The organism is Flagellimonas alvinocaridis (genome assembly GCF_965248585.1).
GTDB classification, from domain to species: domain Bacteria; phylum Bacteroidota; class Bacteroidia; order Flavobacteriales; family Flavobacteriaceae; genus Flagellimonas; species Flagellimonas alvinocaridis.
On record NZ_OZ252111.1, the window covers coordinates 2,880,231 to 2,903,418 of the forward strand.

At 43.5% G+C, this 23,188-nt stretch carries 23 protein-coding genes and 1 riboswitch; of the genes, 2 read left to right on the forward strand and 21 right to left on the reverse strand.

Translation table 11 applies throughout. The annotated features are described in order from the left end of the window. Position 1 precedes the first annotated feature (1 nt). Genes ACP14V_RS12955 through ACP14V_RS12965 form a run of 3 tightly spaced genes read right to left on the reverse strand, consistent with a single transcriptional unit; the run spans position 2 to position 2,841 of the window. Positions 2 to 868, reverse strand: coding sequence for a prephenate dehydrogenase (locus tag ACP14V_RS12955; protein WP_272608364.1), 867 nt, complete (start codon positions 866 to 868; stop codon positions 2 to 4). A 3-nt stretch (positions 869 to 871) separates the two neighbouring features. Next, positions 872 to 2,014 carry a pyridoxal phosphate-dependent aminotransferase gene (locus ACP14V_RS12960; RefSeq protein WP_272608366.1) on the reverse strand — a complete coding sequence of 381 codons (1,143 nt, stop codon included), beginning with the start codon at positions 2,012 to 2,014 and terminating at the stop codon, positions 872 to 874. Further along, positions 2,011 to 2,841 (reverse strand): prephenate dehydratase, encoded by an 831-nt coding sequence (locus tag ACP14V_RS12965; protein ID WP_272608368.1) that lies wholly within the window; start codon positions 2,839 to 2,841, stop codon positions 2,011 to 2,013. Before ACP14V_RS12965 ends, ACP14V_RS12960 begins: the two co-directional genes overlap by 4 nt. Before the next feature lie 373 nt (positions 2,842 to 3,214). Here ACP14V_RS12965 and gldA point away from each other — a divergent pair, with 373 nt between their 5' ends. Further along, on the forward strand, positions 3,215 to 4,108 hold the full coding sequence (gene gldA, locus ACP14V_RS12970) for a gliding motility-associated ABC transporter ATP-binding subunit GldA (RefSeq protein ID WP_272608370.1): 894 nt from the start codon (positions 3,215 to 3,217) through the stop codon (positions 4,106 to 4,108). Here the strand turns inward: gldA and ACP14V_RS12975 are convergent. Genes ACP14V_RS12975 through ACP14V_RS12995 form a run of 5 tightly spaced genes read right to left on the reverse strand, consistent with a single transcriptional unit; the run spans position 4,105 to position 6,455 of the window. Next, entirely contained in the window at positions 4,105 to 4,521 is a 417-nt protein-coding gene (locus tag ACP14V_RS12975; protein WP_272608371.1) for a group III truncated hemoglobin, read from the reverse strand. The genes gldA and ACP14V_RS12975 overlap by 4 nt on opposite strands. 8 nt (positions 4,522 to 4,529) lie before the next feature. Further along, positions 4,530 to 5,135 (reverse strand): MarR family winged helix-turn-helix transcriptional regulator, encoded by a 606-nt coding sequence (locus ACP14V_RS12980; RefSeq protein WP_272608372.1) that lies wholly within the window; start codon positions 5,133 to 5,135, stop codon positions 4,530 to 4,532. Positions 5,136 to 5,192: 57 nt separating this feature from the next. Beyond that, entirely contained in the window at positions 5,193 to 5,456 is a 264-nt protein-coding gene (locus tag ACP14V_RS12985) for a DUF2024 family protein (protein WP_272608374.1), read from the reverse strand. Continuing rightward, the gene (locus tag ACP14V_RS12990; protein WP_424987469.1) at positions 5,453 to 6,184 is read right to left on the reverse strand and encodes a hypothetical protein; all 732 of its coding nucleotides are present in this window, start codon (positions 6,182 to 6,184) and stop codon (positions 5,453 to 5,455) included. Before ACP14V_RS12990 ends, ACP14V_RS12985 begins: the two co-directional genes overlap by 4 nt. Before the next feature lie 37 nt (positions 6,185 to 6,221). Next, positions 6,222 to 6,455: a thioredoxin family protein gene (locus ACP14V_RS12995; RefSeq protein ID WP_272608377.1), complete on the reverse strand. Its 234-nt coding sequence runs from the start codon at positions 6,453 to 6,455 to the stop codon at positions 6,222 to 6,224. Positions 6,456 to 6,647: 192 nt separating this feature from the next. Between ACP14V_RS12995 and ACP14V_RS13000 the strand changes: the two genes are divergently transcribed. Next, the gene (locus tag ACP14V_RS13000) at positions 6,648 to 8,096 is read left to right on the forward strand and encodes a pyridoxal phosphate-dependent decarboxylase family protein (protein WP_272609300.1); all 1,449 of its coding nucleotides are present in this window, start codon (positions 6,648 to 6,650) and stop codon (positions 8,094 to 8,096) included. 4 nt (positions 8,097 to 8,100) lie between these two features. Here the strand turns inward: ACP14V_RS13000 and ACP14V_RS13005 are convergent, their stop codons facing one another. The 13 genes from ACP14V_RS13005 to ACP14V_RS13065 all read right to left on the reverse strand — a co-directional run bounded on the left by ACP14V_RS13005 (position 8,101) and on the right by ACP14V_RS13065 (position 23,181). Beyond that, positions 8,101 to 10,425, reverse strand: coding sequence for an outer membrane beta-barrel family protein (locus ACP14V_RS13005; RefSeq protein ID WP_272608379.1), 2,325 nt, complete (start codon positions 10,423 to 10,425; stop codon positions 8,101 to 8,103). A 65-nt stretch (positions 10,426 to 10,490) separates the two neighbouring features. Next, complete coding sequence (locus ACP14V_RS13010) at positions 10,491 to 11,225, reverse strand: response regulator transcription factor (RefSeq protein ID WP_272608381.1); 735 nt, start codon at positions 11,223 to 11,225, stop codon at positions 10,491 to 10,493. Between the two features lie 22 nt (positions 11,226 to 11,247). Further along, entirely contained in the window at positions 11,248 to 12,312 is a 1,065-nt protein-coding gene (locus ACP14V_RS13015) for a serine hydrolase domain-containing protein (protein WP_272608382.1), read from the reverse strand. A gap of 88 nt (positions 12,313 to 12,400) precedes the next feature. Further along, on the reverse strand, positions 12,401 to 13,207 hold the full coding sequence (locus ACP14V_RS13020; RefSeq protein WP_272608383.1) for a head GIN domain-containing protein: 807 nt from the start codon (positions 13,205 to 13,207) through the stop codon (positions 12,401 to 12,403). A 2-nt stretch (positions 13,208 to 13,209) separates the two neighbouring features. After that, the gene (locus ACP14V_RS13025; protein ID WP_272608384.1) at positions 13,210 to 14,310 is read right to left on the reverse strand and encodes an acyloxyacyl hydrolase; all 1,101 of its coding nucleotides are present in this window, start codon (positions 14,308 to 14,310) and stop codon (positions 13,210 to 13,212) included. A 19-nt stretch (positions 14,311 to 14,329) separates the two neighbouring features. Beyond that, entirely contained in the window at positions 14,330 to 15,283 is a 954-nt protein-coding gene (gene metF, locus ACP14V_RS13030; protein ID WP_136566517.1) for a methylenetetrahydrofolate reductase [NAD(P)H], read from the reverse strand. 41 nt (positions 15,284 to 15,324) lie between these two features. Continuing rightward, complete coding sequence (locus tag ACP14V_RS13035; RefSeq protein ID WP_272608386.1) at positions 15,325 to 15,678, reverse strand: four helix bundle protein; 354 nt, start codon at positions 15,676 to 15,678, stop codon at positions 15,325 to 15,327. Positions 15,679 to 15,714: 36 nt separating this feature from the next. Beyond that, positions 15,715 to 18,411, reverse strand: coding sequence for a methionine synthase (gene metH / locus ACP14V_RS13040; protein ID WP_272608388.1), 2,697 nt, complete (start codon positions 18,409 to 18,411; stop codon positions 15,715 to 15,717). An 11-nt stretch (positions 18,412 to 18,422) separates the two neighbouring features. Further along, positions 18,423 to 18,893, reverse strand: a complete 471-nt coding sequence (locus ACP14V_RS13045) for a hypothetical protein (RefSeq protein ID WP_272608390.1) — start codon at positions 18,891 to 18,893, stop codon at positions 18,423 to 18,425. Then, positions 18,877 to 19,890, reverse strand: a complete 1,014-nt coding sequence (locus tag ACP14V_RS13050; RefSeq protein WP_272608391.1) for a homocysteine S-methyltransferase family protein — start codon at positions 19,888 to 19,890, stop codon at positions 18,877 to 18,879. The genes ACP14V_RS13045 and ACP14V_RS13050 overlap by 17 nt, the downstream gene beginning before the upstream one ends. Positions 19,891 to 20,028: 138 nt before the next feature. Then, positions 20,029 to 20,128, reverse strand: a riboswitch (SAM riboswitch). A 141-nt stretch (positions 20,129 to 20,269) separates the two neighbouring features. Continuing rightward, complete coding sequence (locus ACP14V_RS13055) at positions 20,270 to 21,031, reverse strand: SDR family NAD(P)-dependent oxidoreductase (protein WP_272608392.1); 762 nt, start codon at positions 21,029 to 21,031, stop codon at positions 20,270 to 20,272. Positions 21,032 to 21,114: 83 nt separating this feature from the next. After that, on the reverse strand, positions 21,115 to 22,032 hold the full coding sequence (locus tag ACP14V_RS13060; RefSeq protein WP_272608393.1) for a helix-turn-helix domain-containing protein: 918 nt from the start codon (positions 22,030 to 22,032) through the stop codon (positions 21,115 to 21,117). An 87-nt stretch (positions 22,033 to 22,119) separates the two neighbouring features. Next, complete coding sequence (locus ACP14V_RS13065) at positions 22,120 to 23,181, reverse strand: NAD(P)/FAD-dependent oxidoreductase (protein WP_272608395.1); 1,062 nt, start codon at positions 23,179 to 23,181, stop codon at positions 22,120 to 22,122. Positions 23,182 to 23,188: the final 7 nt, after the last annotated feature.

A 23,188-nucleotide genomic window follows, 5' to 3' on the forward strand; every position in this document is an offset into this window, starting at 1 on the left:
ACTATGTTCTGTTTTTTGTGAGTGGAATTCCTTTTAATATTTGTTTTATCTTATTTGTATTGCTCATCTCCGTATGCACCTTTCCATACTCTTGGTCCAAAAGGAGTTGTTTAAAATTTTCAAGGTTTTGGATATACTCCTCCAAAGTTTCTACCACATTGTCCCTGTTCTGTTCAAAAATGGGGGTCCACATGTCTGGGGAACTTTTGGCCAAACGCACCGTGCTCTCAAAACCACTGCCCGCCATGTCAAAAATATCACGCTCGTTCTTTTCTTTCTCAATTACCGTCTTTCCCAACATAAATGAGCTTATATGTGACAAATGTGATACGTAGGCAATATGCTTGTCGTGGGCCTCAGGATTCATGTACCGGATGCGCATTTGCATCTTTTGAAAAACATCCAAGGCTTTTTCCTGAAGCTTGAAGGCCGTTTTTTCAACCTCGCAGATAATATTGGTCTTTCCTTCGTACAAACCATTTATGGCTGCGGAAGGTCCTGAGAATTCTGTACCCGCAATGGGGTGACATGCCATAAAATTTCTCCGCTTTGGGTGATTGGCTACAGATTCGCAGATCAACCTTTTGGTGGATCCTGCATCCAATACCACGGTCTCATCCCCCACAGCATCCAAAATCTTCGGCAATTCATGTACCAAGGCGTTTACCGGAATGCTTACGTAGACCACATCGGCCGAGGCCAAGACCCCATAATCTCCTTTTTCATCAATAAGGTTCAGTTCCAAGGCCTCATCCAAATGAGAGCTGTTTTTATCAATCCCAATAATATGGGCCTCGGGAAACAATTGCTTCACATCCTTGGCAAAAGAACCTCCGATCAACCCTATTCCTATGACGACTACGTTCATTTCTTAAAATCTTTCTATGGCTTCTTTTATTTTTTCCTCTTTAACACAAAGTGAAAAACGGATATACCCCTCTCCATTGCTCCCAAATATGGTACCTGGAGCTATAAAGATGTTTTTGTCATACAACACTTCATCCACAAATGCCTCCGAAGATGGAGCACCTTCGGGAAGTTTGCACCACACGAACATACCCACTGCGTCTTCGCTATATTTACAACCCAATTTATCCGCTAGTTGGAACATGAGCTTTCGTCTCTTGGTATATACCTTGTCCAATTCCGCGAACCATTCCGGACCACTTTGCAATGCCGCTATGGCTCCTTTTTGGATACCGTAGAACATACCGGAGTCCATATTGCTCTTTACTTTAAGCACCGCATTGATGTTCTCCGGACTTCCCAACACCATTCCTACTCGCCACCCGGCCATGTTGAATGTTTTACTCAAACTGTTCAGTTCCAAAGTGCAATCCAAGGCTCCATCTATGGACAAAATACTGGTGGGGTTGCTGGACAACACAAAACTGTACGGATTGTCATTGACCAATAAAATATCGTTTGCCTTGGCAAAATCAACCAAGGACGTCAACTGTTCCATGGTGGCGGTGGCCCCTGTGGGCATATGTGGATAACTCACCCACATCAGCTTTACTTTGGACAAATCTTCTTTGGAAAGTGCCTCTAGGTCTGGAAACCAACCATTCTCTTCAGAAAGATCGTAGGTTCTTGGAACGGCTTCCACCAACCGGGTCACCGAACCATAGGTAGGATAACCTGGATTGGGCAAGAGCACCTCATCGCCCGCATTCAAGAATGCCATACTAATATGCATGATTCCTTCCTTTGAGCCCATTAAAGGCAATACCCCATTGGCCGGATCTATACTCACCCCAAATTTTTGCTGATAGAACTCAGCAATGGCAGCCCTCAGTTCTGGCAAGCCTTGATAACTTTGGTATTGGTGCGCACCAGCGTCTGTTATGGAATCCCTTAAAGTGGTAAGCACTTCAGGGGATGGAGCCAAATCTGGACTTCCAATACCCATGTTTATAATAGGCTTGCCCTGGGCCATAAGTTCCCGTACCTCTCTTAATTTTCTTGAGAAGTAGTATTCCTGTACACTATTCAGTCTATTTGCGGTGATCATATCAACAATGCATTTTTATATTCGCCCAAGACCCTAAAATCTTCGGACATGATATCCAACAACGACTTTGCCTTGGCAAAGTGCCTATACTTCTCAAAAGTGACATCCACAAAAAAGGCGTACTTCCATGGGGTTTCAATGACCGGAAGGGATTGAATCTTGGTGAGGTTGAGGTTACAATCGCTCATAACGTTCAACACCGTGGCCAAACTGCCTCTTTTATGGTCGGTAATGAACCGCAGCGAAGCCTTGTTGATTTCCTCTTCAGGCAGCACCTTATTTTTCTTTTTTAATATGATGAAACGGGTAGCGTTATTTTTAATCGTCTGGATTTCAGATGCAATAATGTCCAAACCGTAAAGTTCAGCGGCCATCTTGGGTGCTATTGCGGCAATATGGTTCAATTGACCTTCTTTGATACGCTTTGCGGTTTCCGCGGTATCCACACTTTCCACCAACTTTATATGGAGATACTCCTTAAAAAACTCCTTGCATTGCAATAATGCCATTGGATGCGAGTGCACTTCCTTGATGTCTTCCATACATCCACCTTTCAGTACCATAAGGTTGTGGTGAATACTGAGATAATGCTCCCCAATAATGTGCATATTGTTGTGGTACACCAAATTATAATTTGGTATAATGGACCCTGCTATGGAATTTTCTATGGCCATAACCCCTTTGTCCGCTGTACCATCTTGTAAATGGTCAATTATTGCATCAAAGGATAAACATTCCAATAATTCAATGTCGTCTCCAAAAAAATCCTTGGCTACCTGATGGTGGTTGGATCCCTTAATTCCCTGAATGGCTACTTTTAAACCCATGGCAAAAAAAAAGCCCCGATTTTATCGGGACTTTATCATGTTAATATACTTTAAGCGTATCTACAATAGTCCCGTTCCTCCCTGAAAAAAGAAGTAAAAATAAAAACGGTTCCAGAAATACGTTGTTGTCATTTGTGATAAATATGGGGCTAATATAGGCATTCAAACCAAAACCAACAGCAAAGCTTCATTTTTTTTCGATTTTTTTTGAAATATGATTTTTTGTTGCATTTCGATTTGAAAAAAGCTTCATTTTTTGACAAATTCTATTTTTTCGGTTTGGACGGTTTGCACAAAACTGGCTTCAAAAAAAGTGGACTACCTCTTATGGAAACGTCTAAAAATGTATTTTTGAGACTTAAATAACGTAAGCATGTCCATCACTGTTCAGAACGTTTCCAAAAGCTTTGGCCCGCAAAAAGCCTTGAACAATGTTTCTTTCTCCATTCAAAAAGGAGAGATTGTAGGGTTCTTGGGACCAAACGGTGCGGGAAAATCCACAATGATGCGCATCTTGACCACTTATTATAAACCAGACAGCGGAAATGCAGAAGTAAACGGTTTCGATATACTGAAATCGGAAACCGATGTACAGAAAAGCATAGGATACCTTCCCGAGCACAATCCACTCTATCTGGAAATGTATGTAAAGGAGTACCTATCCTTTAATGCCGATGTATACCACGTATCCAAGAATACGGTACAGGAAGTTATTGAACAAACAGGATTGGGCCCTGAAGCCCACAAAAAAATTGGTCAGCTTTCCAAAGGATACCGTCAACGTGTGGGACTGGCAGCTGCATTGCTCCATAACCCTGAGGTATTGATTTTGGACGAACCTACTACTGGCCTTGATCCCAATCAATTGATAGAGATTCGAAAACTGATTCGGGAAATTGGAAAAGAAAAGACCATTCTCCTGTCTACCCATATCATGAAAGAGGTAGAAGCGGTTTGTGATCGGGTCATCATTATCAACAAAGGTAAACTTGTTGCGGATAAGAAGTTGGAGGAGCTGCGCACATCAGAGGAGCAAATTATCGAAGTTGAGTTTGATTTTCGGGTAGAGGAACAATTGCTTATGCAGCTGCCGAATGTTTCCAATGTCATGAATGTAGGAGGTTTTGTTTATGAAATCAGTTTTAACACCTCAACCGATATGCGCCCTGCAGTGTTTGATTTCGCCCACGACAACCAACTCAAAACATTGCAACTTAGCCGAAAGAACAAAAATCTGGAAAGTCTGTTCACCGAACTTACCCGCTAATCTTTGGATTGATTGAGTACACCATCCCTTTTTCGCTGTTCAAAAATGGTGATGAACATACGAACACTGATGTTTCTGGCCCGCTGCTTGGCCTTCTCCGCATTTGGACCAATAAAATACGTATCCAAAGTAGCTATCCAATGGCGTAGCCATATTCCAAAATGATAATCGGTTATGGAATACCCCTTTTCCTTATCCAACTCAGCATGCACCAACAAGGGGTTCCCTTTATATTTTTGGACAAAAAAGAGGTTGGTTTCCCAAAAGTCGGTCAGTTTTTCCATGTGCTCGGGCCAATCTGTAATGGTATCATTAAAAAAATGCCCTATCTCGGCATCGGCGCGAACTTTTTCATAGAACCGGTGTACCAATTTTGAAACATCCTCCCTGTTTTCAATATCCTTTCTTTCCATGACCAAGATTATGGTTTCTCTTCAAATTCATTGCAATCCAGGCGGATGTCCGAGTGGCGCAACTTTCTTTCCAGTAAGCGACAATAGTGACCGGTACCATCTTTTGTATAAAATTTACAGGCAAAACAAGTTCGTTGCACCGTTAGGATTCCCTGCTGGTTCAACTGATAAATAAGGTTGCCCAAGGTCTTGAATAGTATTTCCTTTTCACCGTTGGATACGCTCTCCAATTGCGATGCCAAGGGGTTGGCAAAATCTTCGGTTTGCGCTACCATTTGCTTTCCCTTGTCCGACAAGAAAATGGAGTAACTCCTACTATCTTCAGAAGAGTGGTCTTTTGTGATAAGACCTTTTCTTTCCAAAACTTTAATGGCATCGCTAATAGTTGGCTTTGTTACATTGAATTCCTTGGCCAAAAAACTAACATTGTTGTAGCCTGTTTTGTGATAGGCCACAAAAATCAGGATTTGAATTTGAATGGGGCTAAGCCCCAAACTTTTTGCTTTTTCCCATAACAATACTTTAAAAGCTTGGGAAATACGCTCTAGGCCTGCCACAATTTTGCTGGAAACATCTTGCTGCTGCTGTTTTGTATCAAAAATACTTTTCTTCATAAAAAACAATGCCTGCCAAAGGCTTTTCGACAGGCAAAGTTAGCAATCCTAATTAAATTAGGTGCAATTTTCCATTTCAATAATATAATATCCTTTTTCTTGGATTTTCAAGGCCACTTCATCTGGCACAGCTTGTATATGGCAAAACCTACATTCTTCAGTGGATAATTGTCCTGTCCCGAAAGGTTTGGTTTCTAAATACTCCCTACCATAGGAAAAAATGGTAATGGTATCCTGCAACGTATTGGGCACTAAAATATCAAAGTGCATGGTATTCCCATCCATACGATGTACATAGGTATCCCAAACAGAAACTTTCATGGTATCCATCTAACAGAATAAGGTAGTGACAAGTCCCCACTAGCAACACTAAAAACTTGATACACCCCCAGCATGGGCTTGTTATCAATGCTCGTGTTCACCTTCATGAAAGCGGCTACACCATCATACTTAAAATCCGTTCTATTGTTCATACGATATTTGGGTACTACAACCTTAATGGTTTGCCGTTTAGTGATCACAGGATATCCTGGTGAATCCATATACATAGGCATTCCGGGATTGGTTGGAGGCAGTACTACAGTTTCATCCGCTTTTTTGAACTGTTTTACCGACAACCCTCCCTGTACACGTTTGTCTTCAGTCAAAATTACCCAATGGGGATGCCAAACAATACCATCATTCGTATAATTGGCATCATTGTTTTCGTCCCAGAGAGGCGTGTCGTCAAAATCTGGATGCGATGTTAGGGCCAAAGCCACAATCCCATCTGTATTTCCAAAACCAACATCCGTGGATTTCAAACTTGTGGGAAAAACATAACCTAAAACGGGTGCACCATCCAACTGTCCGTTTGGCACGGGCACCGTATTACCTGCTTGACCTTTGACCATTACTTCCCATACTAGGACACCCAAATCTGGGTCATGGGAAATTTGTACGGACTGGATAGCAAAATCATCGGTATCATAATTGCTTTCTTGAGCAATGGAATTATAGATAAAACCACAAACTGCAATACCAAGTATAATTGTTCGAAACATTTTCATTTTTATAAATTTAGGATTCCTAACTATTAAATTCAAACTAAGACTTTACATCTTCCATAGAAGCTCCAAAGTTGATATGTAATACATGCCCGTTGGGCGTCACCAAAGCAGGAACCGATTTAACACCAAAATCCTCAGCCACTGGAATTTGGTCTTTTTCTTTACCTAAATGAACGATATTTAGGTTTTCAATTCCCACTAAATCAAGGATTTCACTTTCCGCTCCTACACACACAGGGCAGCCTGCATGATAAAAAATTGCTTTACTCATTTTGTTTATTTTAAGTTGTAGCACTATTGCTATGCAAATATAGTTAGGATTCCTTATAATAAAAATTATAGCTCTATTTTTTTGCTTTTTATCCGACCAATAATATATGGCCACACAGGTAAACCACCCCCTTTGAAACTAGCTTCCACAACAAAATATGGTACTTTTACGGTTGGAAACAAAAGCAACCTCATGAAGAAGAATCGTTCCCAACTGGAACTTACGAAAGAAGAAATGACCTCCTATGGCTATCAGATTATTGATGCCATAGTGGAGCACCATGATACCCAAAAGGAAAAATTACCCGTAGCCTTGGGATCAAGGGAAGAAATGGACTCCCTCTTTTTGGAAGAAGCACCCGAAATGGGCACCGAACCTACCGAAGTACTTGATTTTGTATTGGAAAAGGTCATGACGAAGAGCACGCTCATGTCGCACCCCAAATCATATTCCTTTGTTCCCGGTCCCAGCAACTATATCAGCGCCATGGCCGATGCCCTTGCCACGGGATACAACATTTTCTCTGGGGGATGGGCAGCTTCCCCAGCCGCGGCAGAGTTGGAAATCGTTACTATTCAATGGCTGCTGAAGATTTTTGGGTTTCCAAAGAAAAAAGGGGGAGGCATTTTCACTAGTGGTGGCTCCATGGCCAATTTAACCGCCCTGACCACCGCCAGAAGGATCAAATGTGGGGATGATTTTTCCAAAGCCATCATTTATCTCTCAGACCAAGCCCATTCCTCCAACATCAAGGCCATTCGGGTATTGGGATTCAAAAAGGAACAAATCCGCATCATTCCCACGGATAGTGAGTTTAAATTTTCGGTGAATAAACTGAAGAATTGTATTGCCAAAGACCGATTGGAAGGTCTTATGCCCTTCTGCCTGATTGCCACATCAGGAACCACCAATACGGGGACGGTGGATCCCCTTTCCGAGTTGGCGGCCATCTGTAAAAAGGAAGATATCTGGTTCCACATCGATGGCGCTTACGGCGCAGCGGCTATCTTATCTAAAAAAGGGAAACAATTGATGAAGGGCATCGAAAAAGCAGATTCGCTTACTGTAGATCCCCACAAATGGTTTTATCAACCCTATGAAATGGGCTGTTTATTGGTCCGCAACCACAAATACCTGAGCCACACCTTTACCGAAAAGCCTGAATACTTGAGGGACATTGAGGGGAACACGTCTGAAATCAACTTTTACGATCACGGTATCCAGTTGACCCGAAGGTTTAGGGCACTCAAGTTTTACATGTCCCTAAAAACCTTTGGCCTCAAAGAGTTCCGCAATGCCATCAGCTATAATATTGAGCTTGCCGAGGCCACAGAAGGCATTTTACGCAAAAGCAAACGTTGGGAAGTAGTTTTTCCGGCTACTTTGGCCGTCATCAATTTTAGGTACAATCCCATTTCCAAAAGGTATACCGATAAGGAACTGGATGGCATCAACCAGTACATTTCTGAAAAAGTGGTGTCCTCCAGAAAGGCTTTACTGGTCACCACCATCCTCCACGGACAGGTGGTATTGCGGATGTGTTTGATCAACCCCAGAACCACCTTGGATGATGTAAAGGAAACCCTGGAACTCTGCGGAGGCTTTGCCGCCGAAATAGAGGAAAAATTGGCAAAAGGATAGAGTCTTAGTTGATTCTATCCAGATTCTCATCCACATTCTTGTTTTTGAATGCATTGGATGCAGTTCCTCCAAAACTATATTTTAGGGATAGGGCCATTTCGCGCCCGTCAACATAATAGGTTCCATGGGCCTCCACTCCGTTGATGGAATAGTTTTCTCCATAGTTCATGGCTTTGGTAATGTCGTTGAACCGCAGGGCACATTGCAGTTTTTCAAATAAAGTGGTGGTCACAGAGGCATTCAGCACTACCATTCCATTTCTTTCAATAATCCCCTCTTTACGTTGGGTCAAAGCATATCCTCCTACGGAAAAGATGGTGTCTTTCGCTACTCTCAACTGTTGATCGGTGTAGACGTACAGATAGGGTTTGACCTTGGTGAACACCGCAGATGAATCCTTGATCTTATTATAGGTCATGCTCACTGAATTGGTCGAAGACCAGATTTTATGGGAAAATGGCACTGTCAATCCAAGATAATAACCGGATTCTTCATCCAGATTATTCTCAGCCAGCAGGGCAGCCGTGTCGTTTTCGTTGTATCCAATCATAAAATATCTGGGGTTCTTATTCGTGTAGATACCTCCAAAGATAGATGTGTTCCCTACCTGAAGATTCGTGGAAATTTCATTGGTGCTCGTAGGTATCAAATCCACATTGTTCCCTGCTTCCAAAAAGGGGTTTATGAACACCCTCACGGAGCTGGTTCGGGAAAAATTGGGCCGATTGATGTTTCTGGAGTAGTTCAACGAAAGGGTTTTGGTGGTGTCTATGGTAAAATTCAAACCCACTTTGGGAAAAACCCGGGTATTTTCACGTTCAACCAAAGGTTGCAGGTCCTTTTCAAGCTGGCCCTCAACTTGATTATACTCCACTCTGGCTCCTAGGTTGAACTTGAACTTCTCCCCAAAACTTGATGCCGCATTTGCATAAATGGCATAAAGACTTTCTTTATAATCGTAGTTGGTAACGTTCTCATTGGCTGATTCAGGTTGATCAATCTGACTGAACGCATCAGCTTTGGCCTCGTTCCAGCTTGTACCAAAATCCAGCTGCAAATTTTCGGAAATCACCTGTTCAAAATCCATGCGGGCCGCCAAGGATTCAATTTTATAATCCTGGTTTCTGATTTGGTCCAGTACCAAGCCTTCATCATTGTAGTTGTTTGCGATATCCGTTTGCAGCTTTTGATCAAAAGAGGAATATTGGATTCCCGTAAAAAGGTTCAAGTTTTCACTAAGCTTTTTGTTGAAATTGAAATTGGCACTAAAATAATCCCTCCGGTTCTCGTTCTGTGTTTCAGACGTGATTTCATTCGTTTCACCCCCATTTTGAAGAAAAGTGCTGGTTTCAAAACCCGCATCATCAGTTTGACGGCGAAAAATAGTATTCAGGGAAATGTAGTCATTGGCATTGATGGGATAATAGAATCCCATTCCACTGTTGATTTGCATCCGCTTATTATCCGGGATGAGCACCAAATAATCAGAACGGATATTCTCCGTAGGAATGGCAAATGCAAAGGTATTGCTCTCCCATTGGCCAATGGTATTGTAATTAAGGTTTCCCCGAAGGTTCCATTTTCCGTTGGAATGGTTTCCGTTGGCACTGATATAGTTGTTGGTGTTTTGTCTGAAAGAAAGTGTTTCACCCAACGTTACTGTGGTGCCTTTGTCATTATTTTTCCTAAGCTGAATCAAAATCACCGCCCGCCCCTCAGCTTCATACTTTGGCGAAGGATTGTTGATAAGCTCAATACTTTCAATGGAGTCTACCGATAAGGCAGCAAACTCTCCAAAGCTGATTCTTTGATTGCCGAGATAAATCAAGGGTGTTCCTTTCATAAGGACCGAAATGGACTCCCTATTTGGTGAAATCTGGACATTGGGAAGTTTCACCAACACTTCCAGAGGGTCTACCATGGATGAAAAAACAGGGTTTTGGACATCAATCTTAAAATTTCCGTTTTTGTTGGTTATCGGGTTCTTGGAGGCCACTACTTCAACATTTTCCAATTGGGTAGTCTCTTCCTCCAGTTGAATTACCACTTCCAACGAACCATGGAGCGCATATTCATTGGAGAATGTGGTATATCCCAAGGCGGAGATTTCCAATAGGTATTCGCCCTTGGGCACCTCTTTAAAAGCAAAATTTCCCTGTACCAATGTAGTATAGGATACCAACTCCCTAGTTTCGGGAACCAAGAGCAACACATCCCCGATGTCCACCGGGACCTTGTTCCTATCCAAAACCTTTCCCTTTAGAGAAATCTGTTCTTGCCCTTGTAAAAATTGCACCCCAAGAAGCACCCACCAAATTGCATGTTTCAATACCATCTGTTTTTGAGACAAAAAAAGCTTGCAAAAGATTTGATGTAAAGAATTTGGGGTATGGATTAGGTGCTAGTACCCGTACTATTTTTTAGAAGTTCCTGCCTTCCGGTCACATTGAGCTTACCATAGATAGAGGTAATATGGCTTTTAACGGTGCTCAAACTTATAAATAGCTCGTTGGCAATTTCTTTATTGCTCTTTCCCTGCACAATAAGACCATGTACCAAAGTCTCCTGCTTGCTCAATTGGGGAGTGGCCCCTTTTTTCCGCTTCCAATACTGGAACCACATGGCCAAACCTAGAAAAAGTACCAGTAAAGCAAGACCCATATTCAGCCCTCTACTCCACTGTAACTCCCGCCCAAGGGCATCCTGATTCAGGTAAGCCAATTTCTCTTCAAGGAAACGGTATTCCAATGGCGCGATATCACTTTCCTTAAAATCCGTAAGCAACGAGGTGTAGTATGCTATATTTTCAGCAATATCCCTGTCCAAAAGATTCTTTTGGTCCAGAACCTTGATGGCGACCAGTTTCACCTTTAAAATATTCAGGGAATCCCGGGCATATCCTGCCAATTGGCTTTCTTTTTCCTTGGTCGATAAGGTGGAAGCCTCCAACTGATCCTCAAAATATTTGAACTTTTTCCATTCTTGGGTGCTTAAGCCATCAGAAAGGCTATCTTTTTCAACCTCAATCTGTTCCAAGGAAAACTTTGACTCATTGGCATAGGAAGAAGAAATCGCCAAAAGCAAAAAAGCTCCGGTGAACAGGCGTATAAATTTCAAGATCCTTCTCATTTGGAATAAATTTCAGCAAAAATCATAAGCTTCGCAAATCCAAAATGGCTGTAATGGCATCATCCAAAGTCTGCTGCACCTTGGGATCGGTACAATTGATCAACACGGAAACTACCACTTTGTCATTAGGATATACGTAAAAGTTAGTATATGCCCCAACGCTGCTGCCCACATGGCCTACAAAGGGTCTACCTTGGGCGTCTTGGCTCACTTGGAAGCCCAAACCATAGAAGGTGAATCTTCCATTGACTTCTTGTGCGGTCAAGAGTGCATCATAGGTTTCTTTTTGGAGCAGTTTTTGGTCCAGAATGGCTTGTCCCAATCGAGCTACGTCCTCGCTGGTAGATAAATACCCTCCACCGGCCAACTTATAGAAATTATCCACCTCAACGGCCTTTTTAAAACACAAAGCAGTCTTGGTATACCATTGGGCCGAAGTATCAGTGTCGCCTGTTTTTGGAGGGAATGTATGCAGCATCCCCAGCGGATGCAGTACTTTTTGTTCCACATAATCCTCAAAGGGCATACCGCAAGCCCCTTGCATGGCCAAAGAGAGCAATACAAAGTCAAAACTATTGTACAGATACCCCTTTCCCGGCTCAAAGACCAAGGGATCATCCTGAAACACACTAATGCTATCCTTAATTCCAAAAGGCCGGTTCAGGGCATATTCCTTTCCGCGATAGCATCGAATACCTGCGGTATGACTTGCCAGTTGGCGCAAGGTGAAATCATACTTTTTCCTTGGAAAATAAGGCACATGGGTATAAAACGAATCGTCCAAATTCAAAATACCCTCCTCCAACATCTTGCCCAAAGCCAATCCTGTGATACATTTGGAAATACTGGCTATTCGAAACAATGTATCCTTGGGATCCACTGGGATGTTTTCTTCCACACAGGCATAACCATATCCCTTCTGGAGTATGGGATTACCGTTTTCAAGAATGGTAACCGCCATACCGGGGATTTGACCTTCCACGGCCAAGTTGTGAAAGAGTGCATCGGCCCTTTCCAGGCCTTGAAGCCCATCAAGGGATTTGACCTTGGGGCCTGAATAAAATAGTTTTTTTAAATACGTGAACACAGACTTTAAAGGTCTAGGTTTGATACTTTCGAAAGTAATGAGAAATTAGGTGGCATCCATGGGTTTTCCCATAAGTTGAAGCCAAACATCAATCTTTGAATATCAATCGGCCATTGAATAGCTCCTCCACCTCAACTTCAGGCGGGCGGTTTAGACTGATCACATCACCTGTCCCACTAATTGTCCCACTGATGCGTTGTTGTGGGTTGATAAGAACATCATTTGAACCTCTATGATTAAGGCTTACACGTTGGGTGACAAGGTTCTCCGCCTCTATTCTGGAATCCCCGGCGGCAATGGTCACATTCAAATCGTTGGTAGTCCCTGCCAATTTAAAATAGGCAATGCCATTTACCACAATACTGACCCTTTCGGTATCCAATTGCAGATCAAAGGAACCATCCGTTGTCTCGGTTTCTGGATTATTGAAACTTTCGGTAATCAAGGAAAGGTTGGGATATTGCAAGACTCCATCACTGGAAATCAAGAGTCCCGTACTGCTCCGTATTTCAGTAATATTGGGCGATGTTACATAAATGGTGGTCAAACCATACTTTCGAACATAATTGCAGCTGTTTTCGTTTCGTACAATGAGTCGATTGTCCTTGACCTCTACTGATACATCATTCTGAAGGAACTCCCCGGTTTCAATTTCAACACGTTGTTCCTCACCCTGTTTGAGCACCACATTTAGATTTTCAAAAACGGTAATGGTACTAAATTCCGGGACATCCACGGTCAATCTTACCGTATCCCCTGCATTTTGAAAACAATCAGGCACATTGTCACCATTGCAGGAAAGCAACACTAGTAGAAGTAACGCAAGGCAAGACCTCTCGACTGCGCTCGAGGTGACATTCCTACTTCTTTTATATCTTCTTACAATTCGCATCATCACTATAATCTAATCCCGATTCCAAATTCGACTGCTTCTGCCTTGGCTCCGTGCGATTTTAAGGTCACGGCCCCAAATAGCTTGTCCCCAAAGTACCTTTTCAATCCCACACGGTTGTATACCTGCCCTTCAAAATCAAACGGATAATACACATAATATCCCAATTGAGCCACTACACTCATTTTGTTGATAAAGAGTTCATTACCTACAAATACACCCACACGCTTGAAATTGGTATCCGGGGCCACATCCATCTCTGGGAAGGAAGTGGATTGGAACCGAATCAACTCCTTCAAAAAGTTGGAAAAGAACACATCTGTTCCCAGTTGCAGGGCACTTTTATTGCCCAACCGCTTATCAGCATAGGCAGACAAAATCCAAAATCCATACTGGCCCGAATTGATTACATCACTCTCGTTTACACCACCCCGTAACACAAAATTGTATCGGATGGGTTCAACAATCTTCTCTTGAGGTCTTGCTTCTTGAAACTCATAGGTTTCACCGCCGTCCAAATCATAGGTGAGCCCAAAATTCAAAGCCATGGTATTGGTAGAGGTGTTGGGCGCCTTAAAATTGGCGTTGGAATAATGGATTAGGGAAATCCCTGCTTTGAATCCCAGTCCGGCCAATAGATTTTCTTTGTGATAATTGAACATGACCATGGTAGAACTCAACAAATGACTTCCGTAGGCATTGTTCCGAAAATTTTCAACCTTATCATAGGGGTTGGTGTTATAGGCCACCCCCTGCCCTATCCGAAATTGTAGGTTTCTCCTTAAAAAATAGAAATTGTAGTGGGCATACAACCCAAAGTGCTTGCCCAAGGTAGGATTGTTCATGTCCTGATACACAAACGAAAAGCCCGTATCAGGATACCCTAAACTGGCCTCCCAATCCTCATGCCCAAAACGTTTTCGGTTGAATCCCAAAATAATCCCTCCGGGATGGGCCGTAATCAAATGGGAAATATCTGGGTTGTGCAGTAAAATGGAACCGTAGAACTGACTGGCGTCCAGCACATACTTCTTGGGAGTCTCCCCTTTTTGGGAAAATCCAAAATAACCACAGAAAACAATAACCAAAAAAAGTAGGTGCCTCATGGGCCGCTAAAGTAGGAAATTAAAATACCTCCTTGGCAACTGCCTTGATATTATCCGATTTCCCCATAGAATAATAGTGCAAAACCGGCACTCCCGCTTCCTTGAGTTCCTTGGATTGTTGAATACACCATTCCACACCCACTTGGCGCACATCTTTGTTGGTCTTGCAGGCATCCACGGCATCCACCAAATCCTGCGGAATGTCCACCCGAAACACTTGGGGCAACAATTGCAAGTGCCTTTTGACGGCAATAGGTTTAATTCCGGGAATAATGGGCACATTGATTCCCATCTCCCGTGCCGCCTCCACAAAGGCAAAGAATTTTTGATTGTCAAAAAACATTTGGGTCACCACATAATCCGCTCCCAAATCCACTTTTTCCTTCAATCGTCTCAAATCCGATTGCAAAGAAGGCGCTTCCATGTGTTTTTCCGGATACCCGGCCACTCCAATACAGAAACTGGCACAGTCATCGGTTTCTATGACCTCGTGCAAATAGTTTCCACCATTGATGTCATGGATCTGCTTTACCAACTCTGACGCATATTGATGGCCTCCCCGTGTTGGGGCAAAATACTTTTCCTCCTTCATGGCATCGCCACGTAGGGCCATCACATTCTCTATTCCCAAATAATGACAGTCCACCAAAAGGTATTCGGTCTCCTCTTTGGTAAATCCTCCACAAAGGACATGGGGAACGGTATCCACATCATATTTGTGTTTGATGGATGCACAGATGCCCAAAGTCCCGGGACGCATCCGGGTCAGTTTTTTATCGAGCAGCCCATCACGGTCAATGTATACGTACTCCTCCCGCGAGGTGGTCACATCAATGAATGGGGGTTTGAACTCCATCAAGGGATCAATGTTATCGTATAGCTCCTGAATGCTCTTTCCCTTTACCGGAGGTATGATTTCAAAACTAAAAAGGGTTTTCCCTTTTGCCTTTTTAATATGGTCGGTTACTTTCATTGAAATTAGTTGTCTGTTTTTGGTTGTCTGTTGATAGCCATTTACAACTTTGAATAATAATTGATAAAGCCATTCAACAACTTTTTACACGTTTTGATTTCGGAAAGAAGTGACTTCAATCCGGATTCACTCAAGTATTTTTGGTCAAAAGCTAGATAAAGTTGCGTTTCCAGTTCGTATAAGGAACCTCTGGCTATATGCAAAAATTGGATTGTATCTGCCGAAGTTCGCCTACCACATCCTTCCGCAATATTTGAAGGAACCGATATCCTGCTCCTTCTCATTTGATTCGCCAATCCATATTTTTCTTCCACAGGAAAGGTTTTGGTCAAATCATATGTTGAATTGACAAGCTTTCGGGACGCTATCCAAACATCTAAATCCGTATACTCCATAATACAATCAACAAATAACCATCAACTATTGACTTTTTAGCCTTCAACTATGTTGGGAGCCAGCCATTTTTGGGCTTTCTCCAATTCAATATTCTTTCGTTTTGCAAAATCCTCTACTTGATCTTGCTCTATTTTTCCCAATCCGAAATATTTTGCCTGCGGATGCGCAAAATAATAGCCACTTACACTGGCCGCCGGCCACATGGCCAAGCTTTCGGTGAGTTCCACTCCAATTTTCTCCTTGACACCCAGCAACTCCCAAATGGTAAGTTTCTCCAAATGGTCAGGGCAGGCCGGATATCCCGGTGCCGGACGGATTCCCAAGTATTTTTCCTCAATAAGTTCATCATTGGACAGTGATTCTGCGGCAGCATAGCCCCAGAATTTGGTTCGCACCTGCCTATGGAGATATTCCGCAAAAGCCTCTGCCAAACGGTCGGCAATGGCTTTGATCATGATGGAATTGTAATCATCGTGCTTTTTCTCAAAATCAGCCGCAAGTTCTTGGGTCCCAAAACCGGTGGAAACACAAAAACAGCCCATATAATCTTGCAGGCCGCTATCCTTGGGGGCAATAAAATCCGCAAGGGCAATATTGGGCACGCCATCCCTCTTTTTGAGCTGTTGCCGAAGTGTCCTGAACATGGCTGTATCATTCACACCTGCACTCGATTCATCCAATGACCCTGTCTGAAGTTCAATATCATCGTCATTCACCTGATTGGCTGGAAACAAGCCAAAGATGGCCTTGGCCGTCAACCATTTTTCATCAAACACCTTCTTCAGCATGATCTGGGCATCCTTGAAAAGTTCCGTGGCCTGTTCCCCTACAACCTTATCGGTGAGGATATCGGGATATTTTCCATGCAATCCCCAGCTTCGGAAAAAAGGGCTCCAATCTATAAACTCTTTCAATTTTTTCAGGTCGAAATCATCCCAGACCTCGATACCCAGTTGCTTAGGGACCACAATATCATTTGGATTCCAATCTATTTGGAGTTTGTTCTTTCGGGCTTCCTCCAAGCTCAAATAGGTTTTCTGTTTGGACCTTCCCAAAAACTTGTCCCTAAAGCTCTCATAATCCAATTTGATGGACTTCTTATAGGCATCAGAGGTTTCAGTTTGCAACAAATCGCCCACCACGGTAACCGCCCGCGAAGCATCGTTGACATGAACCACAGCATTGCTATACACGGGGTCAATCTTAACCGCGGTATGGGCCTTACTGGTAGTGGCACCACCGATCAGAAGGGGAACTTCAAAATCTTGGCGCTCCATTTCCTTGGCCAAAAAGACCATCTCATCCAATGACGGTGTGATCAATCCGCTCAAGCCAATGATATCCACTTGCTCTTCTTTGGCCTTATTGATGATTTTTTCTGGCGGTACCATAACCCCCATATCCACAATCTCATAATTGTTGCAGGCCAGCACCACACTAACAATGTTCTTTCCAATATCATGGACATCCCCTTTCACGGTGGCCATCAATATTTTTCCGGCCGCCTTGGCATTGGCATCCTTGGACGCCTCAATATATGGGGTAAGGTAGGCCACTGCTTTCTTCATGACCCGGGCCGATTTTACCACCTGCGGCAAAAACATCTTTCCACTTCCAAACAAATCTCCAACCACGTTCATTCCAGTCATTAGATTTCCTTCAATGACCTCCAAAGGTCTTTTGGCATTTTGACGGGCTTCCTCCACATCTTCAATGATGTATTGGTCTATTCCCTTCACCAAAGCCCTCGTGATCCTATCCTGCAAGGGGTCTTCCCGCCATGACAGGTCCACTTTGCTTTCCTTTGCAGTTCCCACCACGGTTTCGGCAAATTCCAAAAGGCGTTCCGTGGCGTCATCGCGTCTATCGAGCAAAACATCCTCAACGTGTTCCAACAGGTCTTTCGGGATATCGTCATATACTTCCAGCATAGCAGGGTTTACGATACCCATATTCATTCCAGCCTTGATGGCATGGAACAAGAAAGCGGAGTGCATGGCCTCACGTACGGGGTTGTTCCCACGAAAAGAAAAAGACACATTACTAACCCCCCCACTTACACTACAATGGGGCAGGTTTTCGCGCACCCATTTGGTGCCATCAATAAAATCGAGGGCATTACGCCTGTGTTCTTCCATTCCCGTTGCCACGGGAAAAATATTAAGGTCGAAAATGATATCTTCAGGGGCAAATTTCACCTGATTGACCAAGATATCGTAGGAACGTTTGGCTATTTCTATACGGCGTTCATAGGTATCCGCCTGTCCTACCTCATCAAAGGCCATGACAATTACTGCCGCCCCATAACGCTTGATGAGTTTGGCATGATGTATAAACTCCTCTTCCCCTTCTTTCAGGCTGATGGAATTGACCACACATTTTCCCTGTACCACTTGGAGACCTGCCTCGATGATCTCCCATTTGGAACTATCGATCATAATAGGCACCCTGGCGATGTCCGGTTCGGATACGATAAGGTTCAGGAACTTGACAATGGCAGCTTTGCCATCGATCAATCCATCATCCATGTTCACATCTATGATCTGTGCTCCTCCCTCTACCTGATGACGGGCAATCTCCAGGGCTTCATCAAACTTTTCTTCCTTGATAAGCCTAAGAAACCTCTTGGAGCCCGCCACATTGGTTCGCTCCCCCACATTGATGAAATTACTTTCCGGGGTAACGACCAACGGTTCCAGACCTGATAGTTTTAAAGCTCTTGTTTGGGCCATGTATCTCTTCCTTACTTGATCCTAATATATTTTTCCACAATATGCCGCTTGATGCCGGCTTCGGGCACATCCTCAATACCAGATTGAATCAAGGTATCTCCCTTGATCTCCACATTGAAAGTGAACTCGTGTCCCCTTATTTCCCTCACACCCACATAATCCAATTGTTCCACGTAGGTGTCTCCATCCAAAACATAGGTTCCACCACCGCCATAGAATCCATCTGCGGTATCCTTCACTTGATTGAAAAAGGCAAAATGGTCCTCATTCAAAATCTTTACGAACTCGGTATTGGACAAATCCTTTATTTCCAACGAATCTTCGGTCTTTATTTCACCATAGACCAGTTTCCAAGTGCCCATGATACTTTTTTCTTCTTCAATTGGGGTTGAAATGGTTTCCTCGGCCTTTTCCTTTTTTCCACAGGAAGCCAAGGTCATCATGACTCCTAAAATCATCACTATGTTATGCATACGTTTCATGGGTCGATTTTAATTTTCTGGGTGAATATTGCTCTGTCAATTCCACAATGGCCTTGATGTGCTCCGGTGTAGTACCGCAGCAACCGCCTACGATGTTCACCAATCCTTTTTCCAAATACTCTTTGATCTGTGATGCCATTTGCTCCGGGGTTTCATCATATTCCCCAAAGGCATTGGGCAAACCCGCATTGGGGTGGGCCGATGTGGCAAAATCCGACTTGGCCGAAATCACCTCCAAGTGGGGAACCAACTGTTTGGCCCCCAAGGCACAGTTAAAGCCAACTGACAAAATGGGGATATGGGAAACCGAGATCAGAAAAGCTTCTGCCGTCTGTCCGGACAAAGTCCGCCCTGATGCATCCGTAATGGTTCCACTGACCATGATGGGCACATCAATATTGCGTTCGTCCTTAACTTCTTCTATGGCAAAAAGTGCCGCTTTGGCGTTCAGGGTATCAAAAATGGTCTCAACCAGCAACAAATCCGAACCTCCATCCAACAAGGCTTCCACCTGCTGTTTGTAGGCTTCACGTAATTCATCAAAGGAAATGGCCCTAAAACCCGGATCATTCACATCGGGGGACATGCTAGCCGTTTTATTGGTGGGACCTATACTTCCGGCCACAAATCTGGGTTTATGGGGTTCCTTGGCAGTAAACTCGTTGGCTACCTCCTTGGCAATCCGGGCCGACTCGTAATTGAGCTCGTACACCAAATCTTCCATGTGGTAATCGGCCATGGCTATGGTAGTCCCCGAAAACGTGTTGGTTTCCACGATATCGGCACCCGCCTCAAAATATTTGCGATGAATGTCCGCAATGGCTTGGGGCTGGGTCAAGGACAACAAATCATTGTTCCCCTTCAAAGGATGCTCCCAATCCTTGAAGCGCTCCCCCCTAAAATCCTCTTCCTCGAACTTATACCGCTGTAACATGGTACCCATGGCACCATCCAGCACTAAAATGCGTTTTTGTAAAATGTCTTCAATCTTTTCCATAACTACACAATCTCCCTATACAGGAAATAAAACGGTATCAAGAAAATATGGAAATACAACAGGAATGTATTTTTGTTATCCTTCCCTTACCATGGACGGTTTTCCTTCCATGAGTTCCCAAATCATACTGAAACATGTTCAGTACCATTCCGGACAGGGGTAGAATGTAGCACCTTCTCGAAGACGAGGGTTGCTAAGGTTTCACAGGGTCCATTCCCTCCACCTTTCTTGATAACCACTTCAGTTTATAAATGAACTAGGGTACAAAATAACGGCACTCCTGACTGAAAAGCAAAAAAAGAGCCACTAATTTTAGGTTTTGGGGCAATAAAAAAGGATTGGGCAAGCCCAATCCTTTTTAAACCATTTCAGTAGTACATTATATCATCATTCCCCCCGATGCTTCAATGCGTTGTCCGTTGATCCATTTGGCATCCTCCGTGCATAAAAAGGCCACTACTCCCCCAATGTCATCGGGCAAACCAACCCTTCCCAAAGCGGTTACATTGGCAATGATCGTTCTCTTTTCCTCATCAGTTTTATTGACGCCGCCCCCAAAATCGGTTTCAATGGCTCCCGGTGCAACCACGTTGGACCTGATTCTTCTTGACCCCAATTCCTTGGCCTGGTATCTGGTAAGGGTTTCCATGGCCGCTTTCAAGGAGCCATAGACTGAAAATCCTGGAAGTGAAAACCGTGCCAACCCACTAGAAATGTTTACGATTCCACCTCCGTCCGCCAACAAAGGCAACAGCTTCTGCGTCAGGAAAAATGCTCCTTTGAAGTGGATATCCACCAAGGTATCAAACTGTTCTTCCGTGGTTTCATCTATCGTGGCATTGATCCCAATACCGGCATTGTTGATCAAAAAATCGATTTTTTCCGTCCCAAATCGGGATCCAACCACTTTTTGGACCTCTTGGACAAAGGCATCAAAACTGCCCATATCAGCCACATCCAGTTGAAGCGCATGGGCTTTTTGGCCCAATTGCTCCACTTCATTGACTGTTTTTTGAGCCTCATTCTCATTACTTCGATAAGTCAATATCACATCCAATCCCTTTTGGGCCAAACTGATGGCCATATTTTCACCGAGGCCTCTACTGCCCCCGGTCACCAACGCAATCTTTGAATTTCCCATTTTGTATGATTTTTAAGTATGGGACAAAGATCATCCATACCCTTCCGAAGGAATTGCGACCATCAATCCACTTTTTGTAAAAATCAAACTTTTGTTCCCGTTCGGTAGTGCAAAGGGGATAGTGCGGCGTGTTTTTTGAAGAAATTGGAGAAATGGGCCACTTCCTCAAACCCCAAACTGAAGGCAATTTCGGAAACGTTCCAATCCGTATTGTTGAGCAAAATCTTGGCTTCCTCAAAAATTCGGGAATGGATAATGGCGGTTGTAGTGCTTCCGGTGGTCTCTTTCAGTACCTTGTTCAGGTGATTGGCATGCACCGCCAATCGCTCGGCAAAATCCTGGGCCGTTTTCAACCCCAAACGCTGTGCCGGAGAATTGATGGGAAACTGACGCTCCAACAGTTCCACGAACAGATCCGTAATTCGGGTAGCGGCATTTTTGTTGTTTTCCTGAGGTTGTGTTGGGTGCAACTTCTGTCCGAGATGTAACAACTCCACCACATAGGCCCTGATAAGGTCAAATTTATAGGCGTAGTCCGAAGACAGTTCCCCATCTATTTTTTTGAACAATTGCTCCAATTCGGTATAATCCTCATCAGAAATATTGAAAATGGGAAACCCTCCCGGCTGAAACAAGGGGAGATTATCCAAAATGACCCCACTTTTATCCTTGGAAAGAAAGGTATCGGTAAACACACAGAAGTATCCTGATTGAACTTTATCCTGCGGCACATAATGGTACGGTATCTTGGGAGAGGCAAACAAAAGTGCCTTGTTTTCTATATGGATGACCTTGTCCGCATACTCTGCCCTATTCCTTCCATTGATGAGACTGATCTTAAAATACGAGCGTCTATCATAACGCATTTCACCGCTTTTAAGGCGAGCTATATATTCATCAATCTTAAACACATTGAAATGCCCAATATCCTTTCCTATGTTTTCAGGAATAGGCAGGCCATGATTGCTGTAAAAATCCCGTAAGGTAAAAAGGCTCTGCATGGAATTGTAAAATTCAAATATACGTCATAAAACAAAACACCCTCCAAAAGTATTTGGAGGGTGTTCTTACTTTAGTAATAGTATCTATTATGAAATACTCTGTACCACTTCTTTTTTGGCTTCTTTTTTGGATCCATCGAATCCTTCCACGCCGCCTACAGTGGTATACTTCATCACGTAGCGCTTATCTGGATTGATAATCTGATAGGCATACTGGCACATTACGGCTGCTTCATGAAAACCGGATAAAATCAACTTTAATTTACCTTCATAGGTATTTACATCACCAATGGCAAATACACCAGGGATGTTGGTCTGGTAATCCTTTGCATTGTTCACCTTGATGGCATTCTTTTCTATCTCCAAGCCCCAATTGCCGATAGGTCCCAGCTTTGGGGACAAACCGAACAACGGAATGAAGAAATCGGTTTCCACGTAGCTCTCTTCCTTGGTCTCGTCGTTGTATTTGATCACAACGGCTTGAAGATCTTCCTTCCCATGGATTTCCTTCACCTCAGCTTCGGTGTAGAGTTGAATCTTACCCAATTTGGCCAATTCCCTTGCTTTTTCAACCGAGTCCAAAGCGCCTCTAAATTCATTTCTTCGGTGTACCAAGGAAACTTCAGAAGCTACATCGGCCAAGAAAATAGACCAATCCAAAGCGGAATCCCCACCTCCAGAAATGACTACTTTCTTATTTCGGAACACCTCAGGATCTTTGATCATATACTCCACCCCCTTGCTTTCAAACAAGTTAAGGTTGGCTATCAAAGGTTTTCTGGGTTCGAATGAACCCAATCCCCCTGCAATGACCACAACGGGGGCATGGTGCTGGGTACCCTTACTGGTTGTGACAATAAAAGACCCATCCTCTTGCTTTTCCAAAGTTTCGGCACGTTCGCCCAAGGTAAATCCAGGTTCAAAAGGTTTTATCTGCTCCATCAACTTGCTTACTAAGTCTCCTGCCAAAATTTCGGGATAGGCTGGAATATCGTAAATGGGTTTTTTTGGATAAATCTCGGAACACTGTCCTCCCGGTTGGGCCAAGGCGTCAATCAAATGACACTTCAGCTTTAACAAACCTGCTTCAAAAACGGTGAACAATCCTGTGGGTCCCGCTCCAATTATAATGATGTCTGTTTTAATCATAATACTA